Origin of the sequence: Georgenia alba (assembly GCF_042665525.1) — a bacterium.
Classification (GTDB): Bacteria; Actinomycetota; Actinomycetes; order Actinomycetales; family Actinomycetaceae; genus Allobogoriella; species Allobogoriella alba.
This window is the reverse complement of the sequence record NZ_JBHTCQ010000001.1, coordinates 214,894-236,622: the sequence shown is the minus strand read 5'-3', so window position 1 is coordinate 236,622 and position 21,729 is coordinate 214,894. Positions and strand designations below refer to the sequence as shown.

At 73.7% G+C, this 21,729-nt stretch carries 19 protein-coding genes; 6 read left to right on the top strand and 13 right to left on the bottom strand.

Features of this window, described 5'->3' with window-relative positions:
- Nucleotides 1-34 precede the first annotated feature (34 nt).
- The 3 genes from ACFQQL_RS01160 to ACFQQL_RS01150 form a co-directional block, all read right to left on the bottom strand.
- Entirely contained in the window at nt 35-535 is a 501-nt protein-coding gene (locus ACFQQL_RS01160) for a hypothetical protein (protein WP_382390409.1), read from the bottom strand.
- A 15-nt stretch (nt 536-550) separates the two neighbouring features.
- Nucleotides 551-688, bottom strand: a complete 138-nt coding sequence (locus tag ACFQQL_RS01155) for a hypothetical protein (RefSeq protein ID WP_382390407.1) — start codon at nt 686-688, stop codon at nt 551-553.
- A 494-nt stretch (nt 689-1,182) separates the two neighbouring features.
- Nucleotides 1,183-2,745: a patatin-like phospholipase family protein gene (locus tag ACFQQL_RS01150; protein WP_382390405.1), complete on the bottom strand. Its 1,563-nt coding sequence runs from the start codon at nt 2,743-2,745 to the stop codon at nt 1,183-1,185.
- A gap of 81 nt (nt 2,746-2,826) precedes the next feature.
- On the opposite strand from ACFQQL_RS01150, the gene ACFQQL_RS01145 reads away from it, so the two are divergent.
- Complete coding sequence (locus ACFQQL_RS01145) at nt 2,827-4,248, top strand: alpha-L-fucosidase (protein WP_382390403.1); 1,422 nt, start codon at nt 2,827-2,829, stop codon at nt 4,246-4,248.
- A gap of 43 nt (nt 4,249-4,291) precedes the next feature.
- The gene (locus ACFQQL_RS01140; protein WP_382390401.1) at nt 4,292-5,059 is read left to right on the top strand and encodes an SDR family NAD(P)-dependent oxidoreductase; all 768 of its coding nucleotides are present in this window, start codon (nt 4,292-4,294) and stop codon (nt 5,057-5,059) included.
- Here ACFQQL_RS01140 and ACFQQL_RS01135 read toward each other — a convergent pair.
- Nucleotides 5,044-6,192 carry a glycosyltransferase gene (locus ACFQQL_RS01135; RefSeq protein ID WP_382390399.1) on the bottom strand — a complete coding sequence of 383 codons (1,149 nt, stop codon included), beginning with the start codon at nt 6,190-6,192 and terminating at the stop codon, nt 5,044-5,046. The two genes, ACFQQL_RS01140 and ACFQQL_RS01135, sit on opposite strands and share 16 nt — an antisense overlap.
- On the opposite strand from ACFQQL_RS01135, the gene ACFQQL_RS01130 reads away from it, so the two are divergent.
- Nucleotides 6,191-6,658 (top strand): helix-turn-helix domain-containing protein, encoded by a 468-nt coding sequence (locus ACFQQL_RS01130; protein WP_382393743.1) that lies wholly within the window; start codon nt 6,191-6,193, stop codon nt 6,656-6,658. The genes ACFQQL_RS01135 and ACFQQL_RS01130 overlap by 2 nt on opposite strands.
- A gap of 10 nt (nt 6,659-6,668) precedes the next feature.
- Here ACFQQL_RS01130 and ACFQQL_RS01125 read toward each other — a convergent pair whose 3' ends face one another.
- The 5 genes from ACFQQL_RS01125 to ACFQQL_RS01105 form a co-directional block, all read right to left on the bottom strand.
- Entirely contained in the window at nt 6,669-7,838 is a 1,170-nt protein-coding gene (locus tag ACFQQL_RS01125) for a carboxylate-amine ligase (RefSeq protein WP_382390397.1), read from the bottom strand.
- Between the two features lie 111 nt (nt 7,839-7,949).
- The gene (locus tag ACFQQL_RS01120) at nt 7,950-9,557 is read right to left on the bottom strand and encodes an NAD-dependent epimerase/dehydratase family protein (protein WP_382390395.1); all 1,608 of its coding nucleotides are present in this window, start codon (nt 9,555-9,557) and stop codon (nt 7,950-7,952) included.
- Nucleotides 9,554-10,801, bottom strand: coding sequence for a zinc-dependent alcohol dehydrogenase (locus ACFQQL_RS01115; protein WP_382390393.1), 1,248 nt, complete (start codon nt 10,799-10,801; stop codon nt 9,554-9,556). Before ACFQQL_RS01115 ends, ACFQQL_RS01120 begins: the two co-directional genes overlap by 4 nt.
- Nucleotides 10,802-10,805: 4 nt before the next feature.
- Nucleotides 10,806-10,964, bottom strand: coding sequence for a hypothetical protein (locus ACFQQL_RS01110; RefSeq protein ID WP_382390391.1), 159 nt, complete (start codon nt 10,962-10,964; stop codon nt 10,806-10,808).
- 51 nt (nt 10,965-11,015) lie between these two features.
- A complete protein-coding gene (locus ACFQQL_RS01105) occupies nt 11,016-12,005 on the bottom strand; it encodes a glycosyltransferase family 9 protein (protein WP_382390389.1) in 990 nt (329 codons plus the stop codon).
- 169 nt (nt 12,006-12,174) lie between these two features.
- Between ACFQQL_RS01105 and ACFQQL_RS01100 the strand changes: the two genes are divergently transcribed.
- Both ACFQQL_RS01100 and ACFQQL_RS01095 read left to right on the top strand, forming a co-directional pair.
- Nucleotides 12,175-13,818: an alpha-amylase family protein gene (locus ACFQQL_RS01100; protein ID WP_382390387.1), complete on the top strand. Its 1,644-nt coding sequence runs from the start codon at nt 12,175-12,177 to the stop codon at nt 13,816-13,818.
- Between the two features lie 3 nt (nt 13,819-13,821).
- Entirely contained in the window at nt 13,822-15,009 is a 1,188-nt protein-coding gene (locus tag ACFQQL_RS01095; protein ID WP_382390385.1) for a PQQ-dependent sugar dehydrogenase, read from the top strand.
- 6 nt (nt 15,010-15,015) lie between these two features.
- Here ACFQQL_RS01095 and ACFQQL_RS01090 read toward each other — a convergent pair whose 3' ends face one another.
- Nucleotides 15,016-16,050, bottom strand: a complete 1,035-nt coding sequence (locus ACFQQL_RS01090; protein ID WP_382390383.1) for a YihY/virulence factor BrkB family protein — start codon at nt 16,048-16,050, stop codon at nt 15,016-15,018.
- 119 nt (nt 16,051-16,169) lie between these two features.
- Here ACFQQL_RS01090 and ACFQQL_RS01085 point away from each other — a divergent pair, with 119 nt between their 5' ends.
- Nucleotides 16,170-17,063 carry a hypothetical protein gene (locus ACFQQL_RS01085; RefSeq protein WP_382390381.1) on the top strand — a complete coding sequence of 298 codons (894 nt, stop codon included), beginning with the start codon at nt 16,170-16,172 and terminating at the stop codon, nt 17,061-17,063.
- A 4-nt stretch (nt 17,064-17,067) separates the two neighbouring features.
- Here ACFQQL_RS01085 and ACFQQL_RS01080 read toward each other — a convergent pair whose 3' ends face one another.
- The 3 genes from ACFQQL_RS01080 to ACFQQL_RS01070 are packed head-to-tail and all read right to left on the bottom strand — an operon-like array spanning nt 17,068 to nt 21,668.
- Entirely contained in the window at nt 17,068-19,068 is a 2,001-nt protein-coding gene (locus ACFQQL_RS01080; RefSeq protein WP_382390379.1) for an ABC1 kinase family protein, read from the bottom strand.
- A 4-nt stretch (nt 19,069-19,072) separates the two neighbouring features.
- Nucleotides 19,073-19,945: a hypothetical protein gene (locus tag ACFQQL_RS01075; protein ID WP_382390377.1), complete on the bottom strand. Its 873-nt coding sequence runs from the start codon at nt 19,943-19,945 to the stop codon at nt 19,073-19,075.
- Nucleotides 19,926-21,668, bottom strand: coding sequence for an NAD(P)/FAD-dependent oxidoreductase (locus ACFQQL_RS01070; RefSeq protein WP_382390375.1), 1,743 nt, complete (start codon nt 21,666-21,668; stop codon nt 19,926-19,928). Before ACFQQL_RS01070 ends, ACFQQL_RS01075 begins: the two co-directional genes overlap by 20 nt.
- Between the last annotated feature and the right edge of the window lie 61 nt (nt 21,669-21,729).

Here is a 21,729-nt window from a genome sequence, read left to right as displayed (position 1 = left end):
GTGTGGTGGTTCGCGGGTGCTGCGGTCGTGGTGGTCAGCGGGCCCAGCCGCTCAGCCGGCGGCCGCCGGTCGGTGCGGTGGTCGTGCCGGCGGATTCGGACGGCTCCGAGACCGCGTGCTGGACGGTCCGCACCAACCAGGTGTTCACCGACACGCCCTCCCGGGCGGCCGACTTGTCCACCTGGCCCTTGAGGCCCTCGGGGAGCCGCAGGGAGATGCGGGCGGTGCCGCCCTCGTCCTCGGGCAGGAGCGGTGGTGGTGGCGGCGGGGGCAGGGGGACCTCCGCCGGGCGGGGACGTCGCTGGACGACCACCTCGGGGCTCCCACCCCGGAGGCGGACCTCCACGACGTCCCCGTCCAGCTGGACCGTGACCTCTGCGGCCACGTCCGCCGCGAGCTCCATGAGCGTGAGTCGCAGCGCAGCCTCGAGGCTGTGTGCCAGCCGGTCGGCCGCCTCCTGCACCTCGGCGGACGAGGTCTGGGTGGTTGCGGCGAGTGCCTGCTGCAGCGACGACAGGTACGGTCCGAGATCCATGGCGTCAGTGTGGCATCAGAGTGACGTCACGTCAACGCCATTCTGGCGCTGCTTCTGCTTCCGGAGTCGCCTGGTATGGGCGTCCTCGAGCAGCTCGTCCAGCGACTGGGTCAGCATGCGGGCCACGAACAGGTCGATCATGCTCTGGTTCATGGGAGTTCCTTCCTCGTCCCGGCGCGCGGGCCGGGACGTCCGTGGTGGTGGTGCGGTACCGGTCCTTGGTGGCCGGTCCGGATGCGGGTGACCGGGAGGTCCTCGTCGAACCGGGCTCCCAGGTACCGGGGTGTGTAGGTGTCGACGGTCGGGCACATGGCGGTCTCCTTGAGGCGACGTCAGGCAGGACGACGCGGCGCGGCGGATCGTCAGGGCAGGGCGGGCCGCGGCAACGCGCCAGAGGGCGTCCGGGCAGTGGGGCGGCGCGCCCGTGGGCGCGTGTCCGGTGAGGGTGCTGACGGGTCGGCGCCGTCGCCGGCGCGGACCCGGGACTGCCTAGAAGATGGCGGCAGTCGTGCGCGGAAGGATCCGGCCGACCACGGCGGCACGACCGCAGGTGGGCACCGTGCGGGTCATGTCATCGATCGTGGCCATGGCAGAGATCTCACCAGAGTCGGCACGAGCCGGGCAACGCATTTTCCCGTGGCCGGGCCTCACGTCCAGCCGGGCGTGACCGCCACGTCGAAGGCGTGCCGTTCGAAGGTGAGCCACCAGCGACCCGCCTCCGGTGGACGCCGGTCCGCGGGGAGGTGCTCGACCAGGTCGCGCAGCCGTCGCTTGAGCACCGCCAGGTCGCTGAGGTCGGGCTGGGACGGCGCCGAACTGACCGGCGCGCCCGGCTCGGCCGGCGTGGCGAGCTCGGCGAGCAGGCTCTCCTCGAGCTGCCAGATCTGCCGCCGGAGCCGGATCACGTCGCGCGTGAGCTGAGCCTGCGCCGTCGTCGCACCGCGGACGGCCTCCGCGGCCCGCAGGTAGCCGTAGTCCATCGAGATCGCCGTGAGCCCCGGGTCGACGGTGAGCAGGTCGTGGAGGTTCAGCTCGGGCGCGATGACGACGGCGCCGTCCCGGCGCGCCTTCTCGACCTCGTCCCGCAGGCCCTCGTCGGCCATGATCCCCGCCGTGGCACGCAGTACCACGGAGAGCATGTCCTTCTCGGCGTAGCCGTCCTCGTACGGCACACCCGGCGGTGAGGCGACGACGGCGTAGCAGCGGTCGACCCGGAGGTGGTCGGTGGCGATCTCCGCGGGCAGGGTCTCGCGCACGCCGCCGTCGACGTACGTCTCCTCGCCGAGCGGGACCGGCCGGAAGACGGCCGGAATGGCGCAGGACGCGCGGACCGCGTCCACGAGATCCACCGCGGCACCGCCCAGCGGCCGGTTCGCCCGGTCCACCAGGTGGCCGTCCTCGGTGACGTACCGCAGCTCGCCGGACTCCAGGGCCACGACGGCGATCCGCAGGGTCACGCCCGAGGACGCGACCCGCGCCGCGTCGAACACCTCGGGTTCGACCAGCCGCTCGACGAGCGGGCCCGGCCGGTACATCGCCTTCTCCCGCTCGGCCCCGCGCAGGATCAGCTCCAGGTCCGGCCTGGCCCGGCCCACCTCGCGAAGCGCGGCGAGGAACTCGACGACGCCCACGGTGCCGCCGGTCTCCCCGTGGTCCTCCCGGGCGGGCGGCCACGGACGGTTGGCGGCCATGGTGCGCAGCCGGTCCCGCACCACGGCGGGGTCGAGCGGGCCGCCCGGGGCGAACGGGCCCGCGGCCGGACGTGGACCGGCCGGGCGGGTGGTGCCCTGCGCCCGCGGGGCGGTCGAGGTGGTCGCGGCCCGTGCGAACGTCCGTCCCAGCGGATTCTGCCGCTGCTGCCGTTTCTGCAGCACGGCCATCCACTCGGGTCCGCGGCGGCGCAGGCGGTCGAACCACTCGTAGGGGGTGAACATGTCCGAGCTCGTGCGCATCTCGCCCCAGAGCCGCTCCAGGGTCGCCAGGGACCTGCGCTGCTCGTCCGGGTCCTCCGACTGGGCCAGCACCGACGCCAGGATCGAGCCGGCAGAGGTCCCGACGATCACCTGCGGCGTGATGCCGACCCGGTCGTACAGGTAGCGCAGTGCACCGATCTGGAAGTCCGACCGTGCCCCGCCGCCGCTGAGGACGAGCCCGGTGGTCTGCCGCCGGTGGCGGTTGCGCAGCGATCCCAGCACCTCCTGTGCCCGCATGGCGCCAACCTATCCGCCCAGGCCCCGGGCGGTCGGCCGCGGCTACCGCGCAGACCGGCCGCGACGGTGAATGATCGAGGTGTGCCGCTCGACGTCGACTACCTCGCCAACGTCCGCCCGTCCAGACGCCAGTACGCGTGGCAGCAGCTCGAGCTGTACGCGTTCGTGCACCTCGGCATGAACACGATGACCGGCCGGGAGTGGGGGACCGGGACGGAGGACCCCGCCCTGTTCGACCCGGCCGGGCTGGACGCCGACCAGTGGGCCGCGAGCCTGCGGGCGGCCGGGATGCGCGCGGTGATCCTCACCGCCAAGCACCACGACGGGTTCTGCCTGTGGCCCTCCCGCCACAGCACGCACACCGTCGCGGCGAGCCCGTGGCGGGACGGGCGCGGCGACGTCGTCCGGGACGTCGCGGAGGCGTGCGCGCGGCACGGCCTGCGGTTCGGCGTCTACCTCTCGCCGTGGGACCGCGCGGCCCCCAGCTACGGCTCCGGCGTCGCCTACGACGACGTCTACGTCGGCCAGCTCGTCGAGCTGCTCACGGGCTACGGCGAGATTTTCTCCGTCTGGCTGGACGGCGCGAACGGCGAGGGACCCGACGGCCGGCGCCAGGTCTACGACTGGGACCGCTACTACCGCACCATCCGCGCGCTGCAGCCCGAGGCGGTCATCAGCGTCTGCGGCCCGGACGTGCGGTGGTGCGGCAACGAGGCGGGTCACACCCGGCCGGACGAGTGGTCCGTGGTGCCCCGGGCGCTGCAGGACGTCGAACGCATCGCCGAACGCTCCCAGCAGGTCGACGACGGCGCGTTCTCACGCACCGTGCGCTCCGACGACCAGGACCTCGGCAGCCGGGAGGTGCTGGTCGGCCGCACCGGCGACCTCGCCTGGTACCCCGCGGAGGTCAACACCTCCGTCCGGCCCGGCTGGTTCCACCATCCGGAGGAGGACGGCAGGGTCCGGGACGCCGACGAGCTGTTCGAGATCTACCTCCGCGCGGTCGGCGGCAACGCGACGCTGCTGCTCAACGTCCCGCCCACCCGGGAAGGCGTGATCGCCGAGCCGGACCGGGAGGCGCTCGCGGGTCTGGGCCGGCGCATCACGGACCTGTACGGCGCGGCGGTGCCGGGCGTCCGGATGAGGTTCTCCTCGAACCCTCGCGGCACCGCCGCCGAGCAGCTGACCCTCGCGAACGACACCGGCTACTGGCAGCCCGACCCCGCGGACCCGACGCCGTGGGTCGAGCTCGCGTGGGACGAACGGCGAGTCCTGGACGGCCTGGTGCTCAAGGAGCAGATCACCTCCGGGCAGCGGATCGAGGACGTGCGCGTCCTCCGGGACGACGGCGCAGGCTGGGTGCCGCTCGCCGCCACCGGCGCCGTGGGCTACCAGCGCATCCTGCGCTTCGAGCCCGTCCCGGCGACGGCGTTGCGGATCGAGATCGTTCGGTCCCGGCTGGCCCCGACCCTGGCCGGGGTCGCGGTGCTCGCCGCATCCTGAGCCGGCCGGCCGCGCGTGCATCGCCGACGTGGATGATGGGTGGATGAGCAGCGCAGCACTGACCGGACGGACGGCCCTGGTGACCGGCGGCGGCGTCGGCATCGGGGCCGCGATCGCGGAGGCCCTCGCCGAGGCGGGCGCGCGGGTCGCGATCACCTACCGCACCCATACCCCCGAGGAGTCGTGGCTGGCACGGATCGCCGAGGTCTCCGGCGCCGAGCCGCTCGCCCTGCGCGTCGAGGCGGCGTCCGAGCCGGAGGTGCGCGACGCCGTCGACCGGACGGTCGAGACGTGCGGCGGGATCGACATCCTGGTCAACAACGTCGGGAGCATGGTCCGCCGGGCCACGCTCGACGCGCTCGACCTGGCCACGTGGCGCGCCATCCTCGAGGTCAACCTCGACACCATGTACCTCTTCACCCACCACGCGGCGCCGCACCTGCCCACCGGCAGCCACGGCCGCATCATCAACGTCGCCTCGCTCGCCGGCCACACCGGCGGCGGGCCCGGTGCGCTCGCGTACGCCACCGCGAAGGCGGGGATGTTCGGCTTCACCCGCGGCCTCGCCGCCGAGCTCGGTCCGCGGCAGATCACGGTCAACGCCCTCGCGCCGGGGTTCATCGGGGCCACGCCGTTCCACGAGACGTTCACCGCGCCGGAGGCCCGGCAGCGCGCCGTCGGCGCCATCCCCCTGGGCCGGGCCGGCGACCCGGCCGACGTCGCGGACGCGGCCCGCTGGCTCGCCTCCGACGGCGCCGGGTTCGTCACCGGGGCGGTCATCGACGTCAACGGCGGTCAGTACTTCCACTGAGCCCCGTCGCCCAGGAGCGCCCCGATCTCCTGCACCACGAGGTCCGGGGGTTCGAGGGCCCCGGAGATCTCGACGGCCGCGTGCCGGAACGCCGGGTCGCCGAGCACCCGCTCGGCCGCCAGCCGGAGCGCGGCGACGTCGGCGTCCGGGTCGACCGAGACCCCGAGCCCGTGCCGGGTGACCCGGGCGGCGACCGCCGGCTGGTCGCGGCCCATCGGGATGCACATGAGCGGGACACCCGCAGTGACGGCGGCCATGACCGTGCCGTGACCGGCGTGCGTGAGGACCAGGTCGGCGTACGGGAGGACCTGGTCGTGCGGCACGAAACGGACCGCGACGACGTTCGCGGGGCAGCGCAGCTCGCCGGGCTCGACCGGGCCGGTCGTGACCAGGACGCGGACCGGCATGGCGGAGACCGCGTCGACGATCCGCTGGAGGGTCCCGTGCTGGTCCTGCTCCCCGGTGCTCAGGCTGACCAGCACCAGGGGTGCGTCACCGGGTGGCCACCTGTCGTCGCCGACCGCGGCCGTCAGGCCGTCGGCCGAGCCCGGCGTGGCGTCGTGGCCGGTCGGCAGCTGCGGGCCGACGTACCGTACGTGGTCCGGCGGAGAGACGTCGGGGTCCTCGAACGCCCGCGAGGTCAGCACCAGCAGCCGGTCGGCGTCGAGCAGCTGGTCGGTCAGCGAACCCACCGCACGCAGCCCTGCCGACGTCCGCAGCCGGTTGACCGCTGCCAGCGCCGGGCCGTTGGAGGCGAACATCGGCAGATCGGCGACGTAGACGGTCGGCATCAGGCTGACGGACCTCACACCGCAGGCTCGGGCGGCAACCAGCACCCCGAACGCCGCGCAGTCCGCGACCACCAGGTCGGTCCCGGGCAGAGCGGGGCCGATCTGCTCCACCCACGACGGGGCCGCGGCCACCATCTGCGCCATGAGACCGGTCGCGGTGAGTCCCGGTGGCCAATCGAGCACGGCCAGGTCGAAGCCGCGGTCCGCGGCGTAGCGGGATACCTCGGGCGGACCGAAGAGCCGGACGTGGTGGCCGTGGTTCCGCAGCTTCGACGCGACGGTCAGCTCGACCGGTGCGGTGCCTCCGCCGTCGCGAACGACCATGAGGATCGATGTGGACATGCTGCCGATGCTCGGCCTTAATGTCGACATGAAGTCAAGCGCCCCGTCCGAGGCCGCCGCGGCGAGCCGTCCGGAGCCCGTCTCGATCGGCGAGGTGGCGGCCCGGTTCGGGCTGGCCACCCACGTCCTGCGGCACTGGGAGTCGGTCGGCCTGCTGGACCCGGCGCGCCGTTCGGGCCAACGCCGCTACGGTCCGGTCGAGTACGAGCGGATCGCCACGATCCTCCGAGCCAAGGAGGCCGGGCTGGGGCTCGAACAGATCTCCGCGATGCTCACCACGACCGATCCGCAGGAGCGGCGAGATGTCCTCCGGGACCAGCAGCGGGAGCTGCGCCGCACGATCGCGGCGGCCGAGCGGGCCCTGACGATGATCTCCCACGTGCTCGAGTGCGACCACGAGGACTTCATCAGGTGTCCGCACTACCGCGCGGCGATGGCCGCCCTGCTGGGCACGCGGCCTTCCTAGGCGCCCGGGCTCAGTCCGCCATGCCCGCGGTGAGCCGCACGGCGTCCGCGACCACGTCCTCCAGCGTGCCGGTGCGTTCGTGCACCGCGCGCTGGCGGTGCGCGCCGGTCCCGTGCAGCCGGATCCGCTCCAGCCCCTCCTGGACGAGGCCGTCGTCGCCGTTCGCCCGCAGGGCCGGCCGGACGTGGTCCACCAGCCGCTCGACGACGTCCCAGGCAGCGGCCCGGCGCATCGTCAGCGGGTCCACGAGGTCGCCCGACATCCCCGCTCGCGCCGCCTGCCAGCTCGCCAGGCGCAGCATCGTGACCGGGACGTCCGGGATCTCCGAACCGGCGGCGGCCTCCGCCCCGGCCCGGTCCACCAGCGCCCGGCACAGTGCCGCGAGCAGGATCGTGTCGCGCACGTCGAGGCACACGTCCGCCACCCGGATCTCGACCGTCGGGTACCGGTGCGAGGCGCGGGCGTCGAAGTAGACCATGCCCGCATCGAGGATGACGCCGGTGCCCACCATGTCCGCCACGAGCCGGTCGTAGGTCTCGGCCGACCCGAAGACCTCGGTGGGTCCGGCAGAGGGCCACCGGTTCTGCACGAGCGAGCGGTAGCTGGCGTAGGAGCTGTCCCGCCCCTGCCAGAACGGTGAGTTGGCGCTGAGGGCGAGCAGCACCGGCAGCCACGGGCGGATCCGGTCGATGACCGCGACCGCCTCCGCCCTGTCGGCCACGGACACGTGGACGTGGCAGCCGCAGGTGAGCTGCTCGTCCGCGGTGATGCCGTACTGCTCGCTCAGCCGCCGGTACCGCTCGGTGTCGACCGTGTGCGGGTCCACCGGCACGGGCGAGAGGCCGATCGCGGCCACCCGAGCCCCGAGCCGGCGGGCGGCAAGGTCGGCGCGGCGGCGCCACGCCAGCAGCTCGCCGCCGAGCGTCTCCAGGTCCGCGTGCGGCTGGGAGTCCACCTCGATCTGCTCCTCGTTGAGCTCCCCCTCGAGCAGACCGCCGATCGCGTCGCCGGCCGGCGCCCCCTCCTCGACCGCCTGCGCGGTGCGCTCCGTGACTTCGGCGAGGACCTGACCCTGGAGGGACATCGCGCGTCCGGTCTCGCGCTCGACGAGGAGCATCTCCTCCTCGACGCCGACCGTGCGGGGTTCTGCGGGGGAGGCGGGGGAAGCGGGCTCGGGCATGCGGTCTCCTTCGGTCGGTCGCAGGGACGGACGGGGATCGGTCGGCTCGGTCGGCTCGGACGGGGTCGGTCGGGTCGGTCGGCTCGGGTCGGCCCGCAGGACTGTCGCCGGTCAGGTGCGCAGGGCGCCGCCCCGCACCCGGGCATGCAGGTCCTCGAGACGTGACTGGAAGCCGCGGCTGCGCTCGGCCATGCCGGCAAGGTCCTCGCGGGGCAGCCCCAGCTCCCCGGCGAGCTCCGTCATCGTCTGCCACAGCGCGAGCTGCCCGGCGACGGCGGAGCGCATCAGCTCCAGCTCGAGCACCACCGTGAGGGGGGACGCGCCGAGCAGGCGCCCGTTCAGCTTCAGCCGTCCGGCGCGCTCGGCGGCCCACGCGAGCGCCTGCCGGTGGGGCTTGGTGGGCAGCCCCAGCTCCTCGATGACGGTACGCAGCCGGTCACGCGCGGCGGCGATCTCCGCGGCGAGCAGCGTGAGCTCAGGGCCGATCGAGGTGTCGGCGTAGGAGCGCGCCATGCGCCCGATCCGTTCCACCCCACCGGTGGCCCCGGTCAGGTGGTCATCGAGGTAGATCCCCAGCAGCTCCCGGTCGACCGGGCCGTCGCCCTGGCCGAGCGAGGCGGAGCCCTGCAATCCCGGACGTCGGCCCGGCGCTCCCTCGTGCCCCGTGTCGTGCGGCCGCAGCGGCACGGACGCGCCGCCCTGTCGCTCGACCATCCCGCCGAGCAGCTCACGCACCGCCGTGGCGGCGTCGAACCGCGGCTCCCACCCCAGCTCGCGCCGGATCCGGCCGGCGTCCATCACCGGCAGGGCGGTGGCCATGTCGAGCCAACCCGCGTCGGCCGCCGAGACCCGTGCCCGCCACGCGTAGTGCAGCAGCGGACGCACCGCACGGGTGGGCACGGTGAGGGTGCGGCCGTGGTCGAGGATGCGGGCGAGGTCCCGGCCCAGCAGCACCTCGTCGGTGGTGACGTTGAAGCCGCCGCCCGCGCGGTGCCGCACCACGGCGAGGTACGCCGCGGCGGCGTCCTGTGCGTGGACCACCTGGGCACGCACGCCGTCAGGGACCGGCAGCAGTGGCAGGAGGCCGGGCCGCAGGATCCCGCGCGGGACCCACGGGCCGAGGAAGTACCGGCCGATGGAGGCGCCGGCGCTCGCGGTGAAGACCAGCGCGGTACGCATCCGGGCCACCACGAGGTCCGGGTGCTCGGCCTCCAGCTCGTCGAGGACCCGCTCCTGCGCGGCCTTGTCCACGGAGTAGTGGGAGGACGGCACGCCGCCCGTCGGCCACGACTCGTCCCGCGGCGCGAGGTCGGCCGTGTCCGCGACGGGCGAGTAGGCGGCCCACGAGGAGGCGCACACCAGGTGACCCACGCCGGCCCGCACGCACGCGGCCGCCACCCGTGCGGTGCCGTCCACGTTGGTCCTCCGCAACAGCTCTCGGTCGTGGTTCGGCTGGAGGAGCCACGCCAGGTGGATGACGCAGTCCGCGCCCTCGAACGCCCGCACGAGCCCGTCGACGAGTGCCTCCTCGGCCGCGTCGTCCCGGGTCTCGGCCCCGACGTCGAGGCTCACCCACTCCGCTGCGTCGTACGGCGCCGCCGCCCGGACGGGCAGGCGCCGGGCGACCCCGACGACGGAGTCGATCTCCGGCGCGTCGGTCAGGGCCTGCAGGATCGCGGTGCCGATGTTGCCGCTGGCCCCGACCACGACGACCCTCACGGTCGTGCTCCTCGCGTTGCGTCCGCCGTCGTGCGCGCGGTGTGCCCGGCGGGAAGGGTGGGGTCGAGGACGACCTTGACGGCGCCGTCGTCCTTCTTCTGGAACATCCGGTACGCCTCCGGGGCGTCCTCGAGGGACATCCGGTGCGTCGCGAGGTCGAGCACGCCGAGCGGGTCCTCCGGGGCGGCCACGAGCGGCAGGACGTCGTCGGTCCAGCGGCGGACGTTGGCCTGCCCCATGCGGAGATTCACCTGCTTGTCGAACAGCTCCATCATCGGCATCGGGTCGACCATGCCGCCGTAGACGCCGGACAGCGACACGGTGCCGCCGCGGCGGACGAGGTCGATGGCCATGTGCAGCGCGGCCAGCCGGTCCACGCCGGCGGAGGTGAACAGTGGCCGGGCCAGGGCGTCCGGCAGCCAGTTCGTGCTTGCCTGGATGCCGTGTGCCAGGGGTGAGCCGTGGGCCTCCATGCCGACGGCGTCGATCACCGAGTCCGGGCCCCGTCCGCCGGTCATGCCCCGTACGGCCCCCGGAAGGTCGTCGGCGTCGTGCAGGTCGAGGGTGTCGATGCCGTGGCGGCGCGCCATCGCCAGTCGTTCGGGCACGAGGTCGACGCCGATGACGATCCGGGAGCCGCGGTGCCGGGCGATCCGGGCGGAGATCTGGCCGATGGGGCCCAGCCCGAGGACGACGACGGAGCCACCCGGGGGCACGTTCGCATACTCGACGGCCTGCCAGGCGGTGGGCACGACGTCGGAGAGGTAGAGGTATCGCTCGTCGGGCTCCCCGTCGTCCGGGACGCGGACCGGCCCGTAGTGGGCCATCGGGACCCGGAGGTACTCGGCCTGCCCGCCGGGCACCTGCCCGTAGAGCTTCGTGTAGCCGAAGAGCGCCGCGCCCTTGTGGTAGTCCCGCACCTGGGTGGTCTCGCACTGGGTCTGCAGGCCCTGCTCGCACATCCAGCAGGACCCGCAGGCGATGTTGAACGGGATCACCACGCGGTCGCCGGGCTTGATGTGGGTGACCTCGGAGCCGACCTCCTCGACGATGCCCATGGGCTCGTGCCCGAGGATGTCGCCCGGTTCGAGGAACGGGCCGAGGATGCCGTAGAGGTGCAGGTCGGACCCGCAGATGGCGGTCGAGGTGATGCGGACGACGGCGTCCGTCGGCTCGACGATCTCGGGGTCGGCGGCGTCCTCGACCCGGACGTTCTCCCGGCCCTGCCAGGTCACGGCGCGCACGGCGCTACCGCTCGTTCCCGGTCTCGGCGGGGGTGTCCTCGCCCTCGGCCTGATCGGGCTGCTGCTCGGCCTCGGAGGCCTCGAGCTGTTCTGGGTCGGCGTCCGGGTCCTGCGACGGGTCGTACGGCTTCTCGGACGGCGTGCTGCCGGAGTTCTGGCTCATGTCCCAACGGTCGCACCGGTACCACCGACCCGCATCTGGTGTGTGGGCACCTCACGCACCGGCCCGGCCGGCCACCAGTGAGGCGACCGCCTCGGCGACCTTCTCCGGCGCGACGCCGGACAGGCGCGGATGCTCCGGTGCCGGGCCCTGCCAGTCACCGAGGAGCACGGTCTCCACGCCGAAGGGTGCCCACCGCGCAGCGGGCACCACGGGGGAGGCGAGGCACACGACCGGGGTGTCCACCGCAGCCGCGAGGTGTGCCGGCGCCGAGCTGCCGGTGACGACGCACTCGGCGTGCGCCAGCACCGCGGCGAGCTGGGCGAAGCTGGTGCGCCCGGTGAGGTCGATCGCCTCGCCGCCCGCGGCGGCCGCGGTCAGCGACGCCTCGTGCTCGCGCCCGGTGACGACGACGGTGCGGCCGCCTTCCTGCAGTGCGGCGACGACGGCGGCCGCGTGCTCCGGGGTCAGCGCCCGGGACGGCGCGGAGGCTCCGGGGTGGAGCACGACGTAGGGACCGTCCGGGACGCGGCGGGAGACGTCGGGCAGCGGTCCGCGCACCGCGAGGCGGCCGTCGTCGCCCGTGGGGAGGCGCCCGCCGGCGGTGTAGGCGAGGTCGAGGGCGACCTCGGCCTCGTGCAGCTCGGGCGGGCGCTCGTGGCGGACGTCGAGGAGGGTGCCGGGCTCGTCCGTCGTCGTGGCGACGAGGTGGCCGATACCCGCGATCCGGGCCAGCAGCGCCAGGGGGAGCGGGCTGTGGCCAGGGGACGTGAAGATCACGCACCGGTCATAGCCGCGGCAGGCCAGCGCGCCGATGAGGAGGTCGGTCGCGACCCGGTCGACCTGAGGTGGGGCGGCACCGCGCCACGGAGGGTCGAACGTGAGCTTCTCGTTGACCGCGGGGAGCAGCTCCGCGGCCGGCAGCCCGGCCGGGGAGACGAGCACGTCGAGGATGTCGGTGGTGGCGGCGAGCGCCCGTAGCGCGGGGCCGGTGAGCAGCACGTCGGCCTCGTCCTCGAGGCGGACCGCAAGGGTGCGACTCACTCGACCACCACCCCCACACCCGCGCCCTGGTCCGGCAGCCGCATCCGGTAGGACGGCCCCTCGGCACAACTGTGCGGCGCATCCGGGCATCCCGCACGTCGAGCGGGCCGGTGACCGTGGCCGCACGCGTCGGGATGCCGCGCCCGCCGTTCCGTGGTGGCCTGGGCCCATGACCTCGACCTCGACCTCCCGCACGCAGACGGCCGAGCGTCCGTGGTTCGCCGACGCCGTGATCTACCAGGTCGACCCGAACCTCTTCGCCGACTCGGACGGCGACGGCCACGGGGACCTGCGCGGCCTGACCGCACGCCTGGAGCACGTCCGCGACCTCGGCGCCACGTGCGTGTGGATCCTGCCGTTCTACGGAACGCCCTACCGCGACGGCGGCTACGACGTCAGCGACCACCGCACGGTCGACCCGCTCTTCGGGACGATGGAGGACCTCGACCGGCTCGTCGCACGCGCCCACGAGCTGGGGCTGCACGTGATGACCGAGCTCGTCGTCCAGCACACGTCCGACCAGCACCGCTGGTTCCGACAGGCACGCCGCGACCCCGGCTCGCCCTACCGCGACTACTACGTGTGGGCCGACCACCCGGAGGAGACCGACGTCGAGCCCATCTTCCCCGGCGTCGAGGACAGCGTCTGGGCGTGGGACCAGGCCGCCGGCCGGTACTACCGGCACCTCTTCTACTCCCACGAGCCCGACCTCGACCTGAGCCGCGACGTGGTCCGGGAGGAGATCGCCGAGGTCGCCGACCTGTGGCTGGACCACGGCGTGGACGGGTTCCGCGTCGACGCCGTGCCCTCGATCATCGAGCGCACCCGCGCCGCGGACCCGACCGACCACGGTCTGTGGTGGCTCGACGAGCTCCGCGACCACGTCGAGTCCCGCCACCCCGAGATCGTGCTCATGGGTGAGGTCGACGAGCAGCCGGAGGAGTACGTCGGCTACTTCGGGGGCAACCACCGGCTCAACCTCATCCTGAACTTCTGGATCAACAACCATGTCTTCCTGGCACTCGCACGCGGCGAGGCCGGACCGATCGTCGACGCGCTGGAGCATCAGCCCGACCCGCCGCCGGGTGCGCGGTACGCGAACTGGCTCCGCAACCACGACGAGCTGGACCTGGAACGGCTCACGGACGCCGAGCGTGCGGAGGTCTTCGCCGCCTTCGCCCCCGAGCCGGAGATGCAGCTCTACGGTCGCGGCATCCGGCGGCGCCTCTCGCCGATGCTCGGCGGCGACGACCGGTGGGAGGCGCTCGCGCACGCCGTGATGCTGAGCCTGCCCGGTGTGCCCGTGCTGCGCTACGGCGACGAGGTCGGCCAGGGCGAGGACCTGAGCCGGCCCGAACGCACCGCGGTGCGCACGCCGATGCAGTGGACCGGTGGCCGCAACGCCGGGTTCTCCGAGTCTGTCGACGGCCTTGCGGCGCCGCTGGTCACCGCCGGCATCTTCGACTACCGCCGCCGGAACGTGGCCGACCAGGAGCGCGACCCGGCCTCGCTGCTGCACCGCATCCGGGCGATGGTGCAGGCCCGGCGCAGCCTTCCGGAGACGACTGGCCGGACCTGCCGGCCGCTGGACGTGGGCGCCTCGTCGGTGCTCGCGCTGCACCACGGGGCCGACGGCGGTCCGGGCGTCGTCCTGCTCGCGAACCTGTCCGCGGAACCGGCCGTGGCCGAGCTGTCCGCCGCACTGCCGGGTGAGGAGGTGCTCGCCGACGAGGTCAGCCGCGAGCTGGCGGCGGACGGGGACCGGCTCCCGGTGGCGGGCCACGGCTACCGCTGGCTCCGGGTGAGATCCTGAGGCATGGTCACGCGCCGCCCGGTGCTCCACGCTGCGGCCGCGGTGACGCTCGGCCTGCTGGTCGCGTGCGGCCCCGACGGGCCGGCGGAGGAAACCTCCTCGCCGACCTCCGGCCCGCCGTCCACCGCCGAGTCGACGGAACCGGACGCCGAGCCGGCCTCGGAGCCCGAGCGAACGTCCTCGCCCGAGCCCTCGGTGTCCCCGACGCTCGCCGAGCCGGGCGTCCTCGCCGAGGAGCTCACCTCGCCGTGGGGCCTGGCGTTCCTGCCGGACGGCGACGCCCTCGTCACCGAGCGCGACACCGCCCGCGTGCTACGGGTGGCGCCCGACGGTGGGGTCACCGACGTCGGGACGGTGCCGGGCGTGCAGCACGGCGGCGAAGGGGGCCTGCTGGGGATCGCAATCGACCCGGAGGATCCCTCGGCCGTCTTCGTGTACGCGACGACCGCCCAGGACAACCGGGTGCTGCGGATGCGGCTCGACAGCGAGACGCTGGTGCCCGACGGCGTCGTCCTCGAGGGGATCCCGAGCAGCGAGCTGCGCCACAACGGCGGCCGGCTCGCGTTCGGCCCCGACGGGTACCTCTACGTCACCACGGGAGACGCCGACGAGCGCGACCGCGCCCAGGACCCGGACTCGCTCGGCGGCAAGATCCTGCGGATCGAGCGGGACGGCGACCCGGCTCCCGGCAACCCGACCGCGGGCTCGCCGGTGTGGAGCCTGGGGCACCGCAACGTCCAGGGGATCGGGTGGGTGCCGTCCGGCCCGGCCGCGGGCACGCTGCTCGCCAGCGAGCTCGGCCAGAACCGCTGGGACGAGCTCAACCGCATCGAGCCGGGCGCGAACTACGGCTGGCCGCAGGTGGAGGGGGTCTTCGGGGCGGGCGAGGGCGACGGCTTCACCGACCCGCTGCGCGTCTGGGAGCCGGCGGTCGCCTCGCCGAGCGGCATCGCGGTCACGGAGGACGAGGTGTACGTCGCGGCACTGCGCGGCGAGTCGCTGTGGCGGGTGCCGCTGGACGGCGCCGAGGCCGGGGAGCCGCAGCGGCTGCTGCAGGGCGAGTACGGGCGGCTGCGGGCCGTCGAGGTGGACGCCGCCGGCCGGTTGTGGCTGCTCACGTCCGAGAACGCGTGGGGCGAGCCGGTGCGGCCGGTCGACCGGATCGTGGTGGTCGACCCGGACGACCTGTGAGCCGGGTCAGACCTCGTCCGGGTCGTGGGTCTGGCCGCGGGACTCGCGCAGAGCACGGCCCCGGGCCACGTCCTCGGCGACCTTCTCGGCCTTCTTCTCGCTCGCCTTCGTGTCCCGGGCCGGCAGCTGGATGGTCTCCTCGGCGGGGATGCCGGCCTGCAGCTCGCGGGCGCGTTCCAGCTCGGCGTCGAACTCCGCTCCGAACAGCAGCGCGAGGTTCATCACCCAGATCCACAGCAGCGCGATGATGACGCCGGCCAGCGACCCGTAGGTCTGGTCGTAGCTGCCGAAGTTGCCGACGTAGAACCCCAGCGCCACCGAGGCGACGAGGGCCACGACGATGGCGATGACCGCGCCCGGTGAGACCCACCGGAACGACGGTTGCCGGACGTTCGGCGTCGCCCAGTAGAGCAGCCCGACGGCGATGATGACGACGAGCAGCAGCACCGGCCACTTCGCGATGTTCCAGATGGTCACGGTGACGCCGCTGAGCCCGATGAGGCCACCGATCGACTCGGCGACCGGGCCGGAGACCACGAGGATGACCGCGGCGACCGCCACGAGCAGCAGCATCGCCAGGGTCAGCAGGTACATCGCCGGACGGAGCTTCCAGAAGGGGCGGCCCTCGGGCATCTCGTAGATCCGGTTCATCGCCCGGGAGAACGCCGCCACGTAGTTGGAGGCGGTCCACAACGCGACGAGCAGACCGATGACCAGGCCGATTCCGGGCGCGGGTGCCGTGGTCAGGGACTCGATGACCGGCTCGAGCGTGCCCATCGCCGTGGCGGGCACGAGGTCCCGGGCCATCGACAGGAGCGTGTCGGTGGTCCCGCCCTGCCCCACGAGGCTCAGCAGCGACACGAGCGCGATGAGCGCCGGAAAGATCGACAGGACCGAGTAGTACGTGAGCGCCGCGGCGAGGTCCGTGCAGTCGTCGTCGAGGAACTCGCTGACCGCCTTCCGGGCGGTGTAGCCCCACGACGAACCCTTGATGTCCGTCGGCGACTCCGCCTTGCGGGTCCTCCGGCCGTGCTGGTTCATAGCCCTCCCTCCGGTCCCGCCACTGTGCGGGTGAACCGGCGGCTCGGCAACCGGTGGCCTCGAGACCGCTCGGGTCTGGCCTGATGGAACCGCCTTCGTGGGGTGTGCGTTGTCCGAGCATGAGGCGCACCGTCGCGGTTCTGGCCGGCACGATCGGAGCGTTGACGCTGGCCGGATGCGGTGCCGCCGCGACGGCGGGGACGGACCGGCCTGACCGCGACGGCGGGACCGGTCTCGTCACCACGACCACCCCGGCGCTCGTCAGCGACGGAGGGGACGGCGCCGAGCTGTGTGTCGGCCCGATCACCATGTCCGTTCCGGCCGGGTGCAGCGGGCCGCGCCTGGTGGGCTGGGACTGGGCCGATCACGACGGCGACTTCGCCGAGGTCGGCGGGGTGCGGCAGGGCTTGTTCGTCGTGGTCGGCACGTACGACGGTTCGAGCCTCACCGTGCGGGAGGTGACCCCGCAGGACGAGTGGGACGGCGAGTATCCGGATCACTCGCGGGACTTCTCGACGCCGTGCCCGGAACCCGCAGGCGGCTGGCAGGTACAGGACCCGGCCCTGACCACCGAGGAGACCCTCCAGCAGGTCGGATGGGTCGCGCGCGGCCTGGAGGGCTACGCGGGCTCGTGGACGGACGTCTCGACGAACCCGGCGTTCGAGCGGCAGGACCTGGGCGAGGAGGAGCATGCCAGGCTGCTGAACGACCCGACGCAGCTCGTCTTCAACGTCGCGGTCACCGGTGCCCCGGCCGTCGCCGAGGAGCGCCTGCGCGAGGTGTGGGGAGGCGCCCTGTGCGTCTCCACGGCGGAGCGGACCGAGGCCGAGCTCCGCGACATCGAGGACGCGGTGAGCGACATGCCGGGCTACCTCGACAGTTCGGTCCTGAGTCCCGAGAACGTGCTCGACCTGCACGTCGTGCACGACGACGGCACGCTCCAGGACGAGCTCGACGCCGAGTACGGCCCAGGTGTTGTGCGCGTCAGTGCGGACCTGACTGCGGTGGGGTAGGGGGTCACGGCGACTCCGGCACCGGCCGGCGCCGGAAGACCTGCACGAGCACCCGGAGCGCCAGGATCGCGCTGATCACCAGCAGGTTGTACCCGATGAGGGAGTGCAGGTGGACGGTGTCGCGCACCACCGGGCCGCCGTCGGACCACAGCAGGACGGCGGCCATGAGCCCGATGACTCCGGCGAGTGCGGTGACGAGGACGTCGTGCAGCAGCCGGGTGATCCACGCACGGTCGCGCTCGTCCGCGAAGATCCGGGCGTTGACGCCGAGACGCCCGTGCTCCGCGGCGCCCGCGATGCGTTCGATGCGGCGCGGCAGGCGGCGCAGGATCGGCAGGAGCGCCACCAATTCCTCGGACGCGCCGCGCCGCAGCTCGGCGGGCGTGACCCGGTCCGAGAGGTACCCCGTGGCGAGGTCCTTCGCCTGGCCGACCAGGTCGAACCCCGGCGCGAGCTGCCGCAACGTGCCCTCCGCCGTCGCCATGCTGCGGAAGACCGCGGCGATCTCAGGCGGCACCTCCAGGCCGTACCGCGAGACGACGGCGAACAGCTGGCCGAACATCTGGGCGCCCCGCGCACCGGCGCCGCCGCCGTACCGGGCGATGACCCGGCCGATCTCCCGCTCGAGCCGCTCCTCGTCGATCCGGTCCGACGCCGGCGCCAGCTCGAGCAGCGCGTCGGTCACGGCGAGCGGGTCGCCGCGGTCGAAGCCCAGCAGCAGACGTTCCAGGGCCTCCCGCAGCTGCGAGTCCAGCCTGCCCACCGAGCCGAGGTCGAGCAGCCCGATGCCGCCGTCCTCGAGGACGAAGATGTTGCCGGCGTGCGGATCGGCGTGGAAGACGCCCTCCACCAGCACCTGCCGCAGCAGGGCGTCCAGGACGGCGTGGGCGAGCTCCTCCCGGTCCAGACCGAGCTGCTCGATCAGCGGCTCCGCGTCCGAGATCGGGCGACCCCGGAGGCGTTCCATGACCAGGACCCGCTCGGTCGACAGCTCGTCGTAGGCCCGCGGCGCCCGCACCACGGACCCGGCCGGTCGCGCGGCCGTGATCGTGCGGATGTTGTCGGCCTCGATCCGGTAGTCCAGCTCCTCCCGGATCGCGGCCCCCAGGCCCTCCGCCAGGGCGCGCGTACGCAGGCTGCGGCCCCACGCCGTCGTCCGCTCCAGGCGCTCGCCGAGGCGCAGCGCGATGTCCAGGTCCCGTTCGACCACCGGCCGGATCCCGGGACGCTGGATCTTCACGACGACCTCCTCGCCAGAGCGCAGGCGCGCCGCGTGGACCTGGCCGATCGAGGCGGCGGCCAACGGGACCGGGTCGACCTCGGCGAACACCTCGCCGACCGGGACGCCGAGCTCGTCGAGCAGGACCTGCTCGATCTCGGGCCACGGAACCGGCTCCGCCGCGTCCCGCAGCACGGCGAGCTCCGCGGCGATCTCCGGCGGCAGCTGGTCCGCGCGGGTGGAGAGGACCTGGCCCATCTTCACGAACGTGGCACCGCACGCGTTCAGCGTCTCCCGGAGCGCACGCCCGAGCTGCGCGCGGGACGACGGCGCGTCCAGGGCACCTGCCGAGCGTCGCCGCAGGTACGGGCCCAAACCGTGGCGCACGGCGATGCCGACGACCTGCCAGGTCCGCCGCGCCCGCATCCAGCGGCCGCGCAGGCCGCGGCCCCACACGGTGGCGGGTGGGATGGAGCCCAGCGGCGCGAACGCCTCGACGACGACGATGAACGCCATGGACGCCAGCAACGTGCACATCGCAGCGAGGAGCACGAACCACGTCTCCACCCAGCCGTCCGGACCGAGCCCCTCGGCGTCGCGGGGGATCCGGGTCATGGCGAGCCCGATGAGCGGCAACGCCGTCGCGGCGAACAACCCGGTGGCCAGCAGGCGCACCGCGCCCAGGCGGATGCCGAGCAGTCGCTGAGCCGCCAGACCGAGCAGGAGGGCCGTGACCAGGGTCGAGACGACCGCCACCGGCGCCGACAGCAGGCTCAGGAGGTCCATCCGGTCAGTCTTGCGGCTCCCGCCCGGCCGGTCGAGGCCGTTTGGCCCGGTCCAGCGCGAGCATCCACAGGCCGGCGAACCCGATCGTGAGCAGCACCACCAGGTAGCCGAACGCCGGTCCGGCCCACGTCAGGTCGCCCCCGTGCCGCAGCAGCGCGACCGCCTGCAGCAGGACGAAGGCGAGCGCCGTCAGTCCCAGCGGCCGCACGGTGCGGCCGTCGCCGCCGAGCAGGGCGTGCGCGCCCGCCCACCCCAGCCCGACCAGCCACGCCCCGACCGCCCTGCCGGTGAGCTCGGTGAGCGCCCACGGCCACAGCTCCGCCGCCCGCGCCGGCACCGCCAGCAGCGCGACCCCGGCGAGCAGGAGCACGACGGCGAGCGCCACCAGCAGCAGCCGCAGCCCCACCGGCAAGGCGCGCGCCGCCGCCTCGGACGTCCGCGGCGCACGCCGCGGCCGGGTCTGGAGCCGGGCGATCACGAGCATCGCCATCGGCACGACGACGTAGATCGCCAGCCAGCACCACGTCACGACTCGCGCGCCGAGCGGATGCTCCGCCGACAGGTGGAACCGGTCGAGGTGCAGCAGCGTCACGGCGAGGGTGAGCGTGGTGAAGACGAACACCGTCCAGACGGACAGGCGGGCACGGGACCAGCGGGCCGATCGTGCCCCCGCCACCTCGAGCACCGCGCTGGACCAGTACGCCGCCCCGAGGAACACGGCGGTCATCGGCGGGTCGATCGTCCACGCGAACCAGTCCGCCGTCCGGAGCGGGAACACGAACAGCTGCAGACCGGCGAGGAACACCAGCACCGCGGCGACGTACAGCAGCCGCCGCATCGACGGGGTCAGGGACGCGTCACCGGTCGTGGTGACCATGCTCGACCAGTCCGGCGTGTGCGTGCGCGGCGAGGTAGCCGTGGACCATGGAGATGACCGCGGCGCCGTCACCGACCGCGGTCGCGACCCGTTTGATCGACCCGGCGCGCACGTCGCCGATCGCGAAGACGCCCGGCAGACTCGTCTCGAGGGACATGCCCGACCTGGCCGGCCCGGCGGTCGGGTCGTCGTCGTCGCCGTCTTCGCGGTCCCGGGGGCCGCCGGTCAGCAGGAATCCGGCATCGTCGCGCCGCACCTCCGCCGGCAGCCACGACGTCCGCGGTGCCGAGCCGATGAGCACGAACAGCCCGGTGGCCTCGATCTCCTCGGTGTGCTCGCTGTCGGCACCGCCGGTTGGCGCGACGACGACGGACCGGAGACAGCCGTCGACGCTGCGCCCGTCCACGACCTCGGTGGAGTAGCGGATGCTGACGTTCGACGTCGCCTCGAGCTGGGCGACGAGGTACGCCGACATGCTCGCCGCCAGCGACGGTCCGCGCACGAGCAGCGACACGCGGTCCGCGTACTTGGCGATGTGCAACGCGGCCTGGCCGGCGGAGTTGCCGCCCCCGACGACGCAGGCGCACTGCCCGGCCATCGACGGCGCCTCGGAGACCGCCGCGCCGTAGAAGACGCCCCGGCCGACCAGCTCCTCCAGCTGAGGCACGCCGAGCCGCCGGTAGTCGACACCGGTGGCGACGATGACCGTCCGGCCGCGCACCACGCTGCCGTCGGACAGCGACACGGTGCGCAGGTCGCCGTCGGTGCCCAGCGCCGTGACCCGCCGCATGAAGAGGAACTCGGTCCCGAACGTCCACGCCTGGTGGAAGGACCGGTAGGCCAGGTGGGCGCCGCTGACGCCGCGGGAGAAGCCCGGGTAGTTGCGGATCAGTGAGCTGGTGCCCGCCTGGCCACCGACGGCCTGCTGCTCGACCACGAGCGTGGAGAGGCCCTCGGAGGAGGCGTACACGGCCGCCGCCAGGCCGGAGGGCCCGGCGCCCACGATCACGACGTCGAAGACCTTGCCGGCGGGTTGCGGGCGGGTGAGCCCGAACGCGTCCGCGATCTGCAGGTTGGTCGGGTTCTCCAGGACAGTCGGCGGCGAGGTGAACTGCAGCACCACCACCGGGAGCTGGGGCTCGCGCAGGTGCAGGCTCTCCAGCATGCGGCGGGCGGCGTCCTCGCCGGCGGGGTGGAACCCGACGGGGATGTGGTTCCGGCCGAACGTGTCGCGCAGGGCGTGCGTCCGTCCGTCGCGCTGCTCCCCGATCACCCGGACCGCCTCGAAACCCGTCCCCTGCGCCAGGTGCCAGTCGTCGAGGGCGTCGGTGATCGCGCCGTGGAACTCCTCGTCCCGAGGACCCTCCGGTCGGACCACGAAGAGCTCGGCGTGGCCGTGGGCGACGGCGTCGAACACGGTCGGCGCGCTGGCGAAGTCGCCCCAGGTGACCGCGACGACCCGCTTGGCTGCGGGCTGGGCGGCGTAGGCGCGACGCAGGAAGGCCAGTCCCTCCCGGTCCTCCGGGCCGTAGCACGCGACGACGACGGCGACCGGCCGCCCCTGGTCCCGGAGTGCCTCCAGGGCGGCGCTCGCGCCGGCATGGTCGGCGTGGACCAGGACCTCGTACTCGGCGCCGTACCGGCTGCGGAGCGCGTCGCCGAGGATGCCGCGAGATTCCGGGTCGATGGTCGCGACCAGCATGACCGGCACCGACGCATCCACGGCCGTCACCTCCTGACGACCCCTGCAAGCGTGGACGGTACTCGTCCGGCGGCGCACGCGA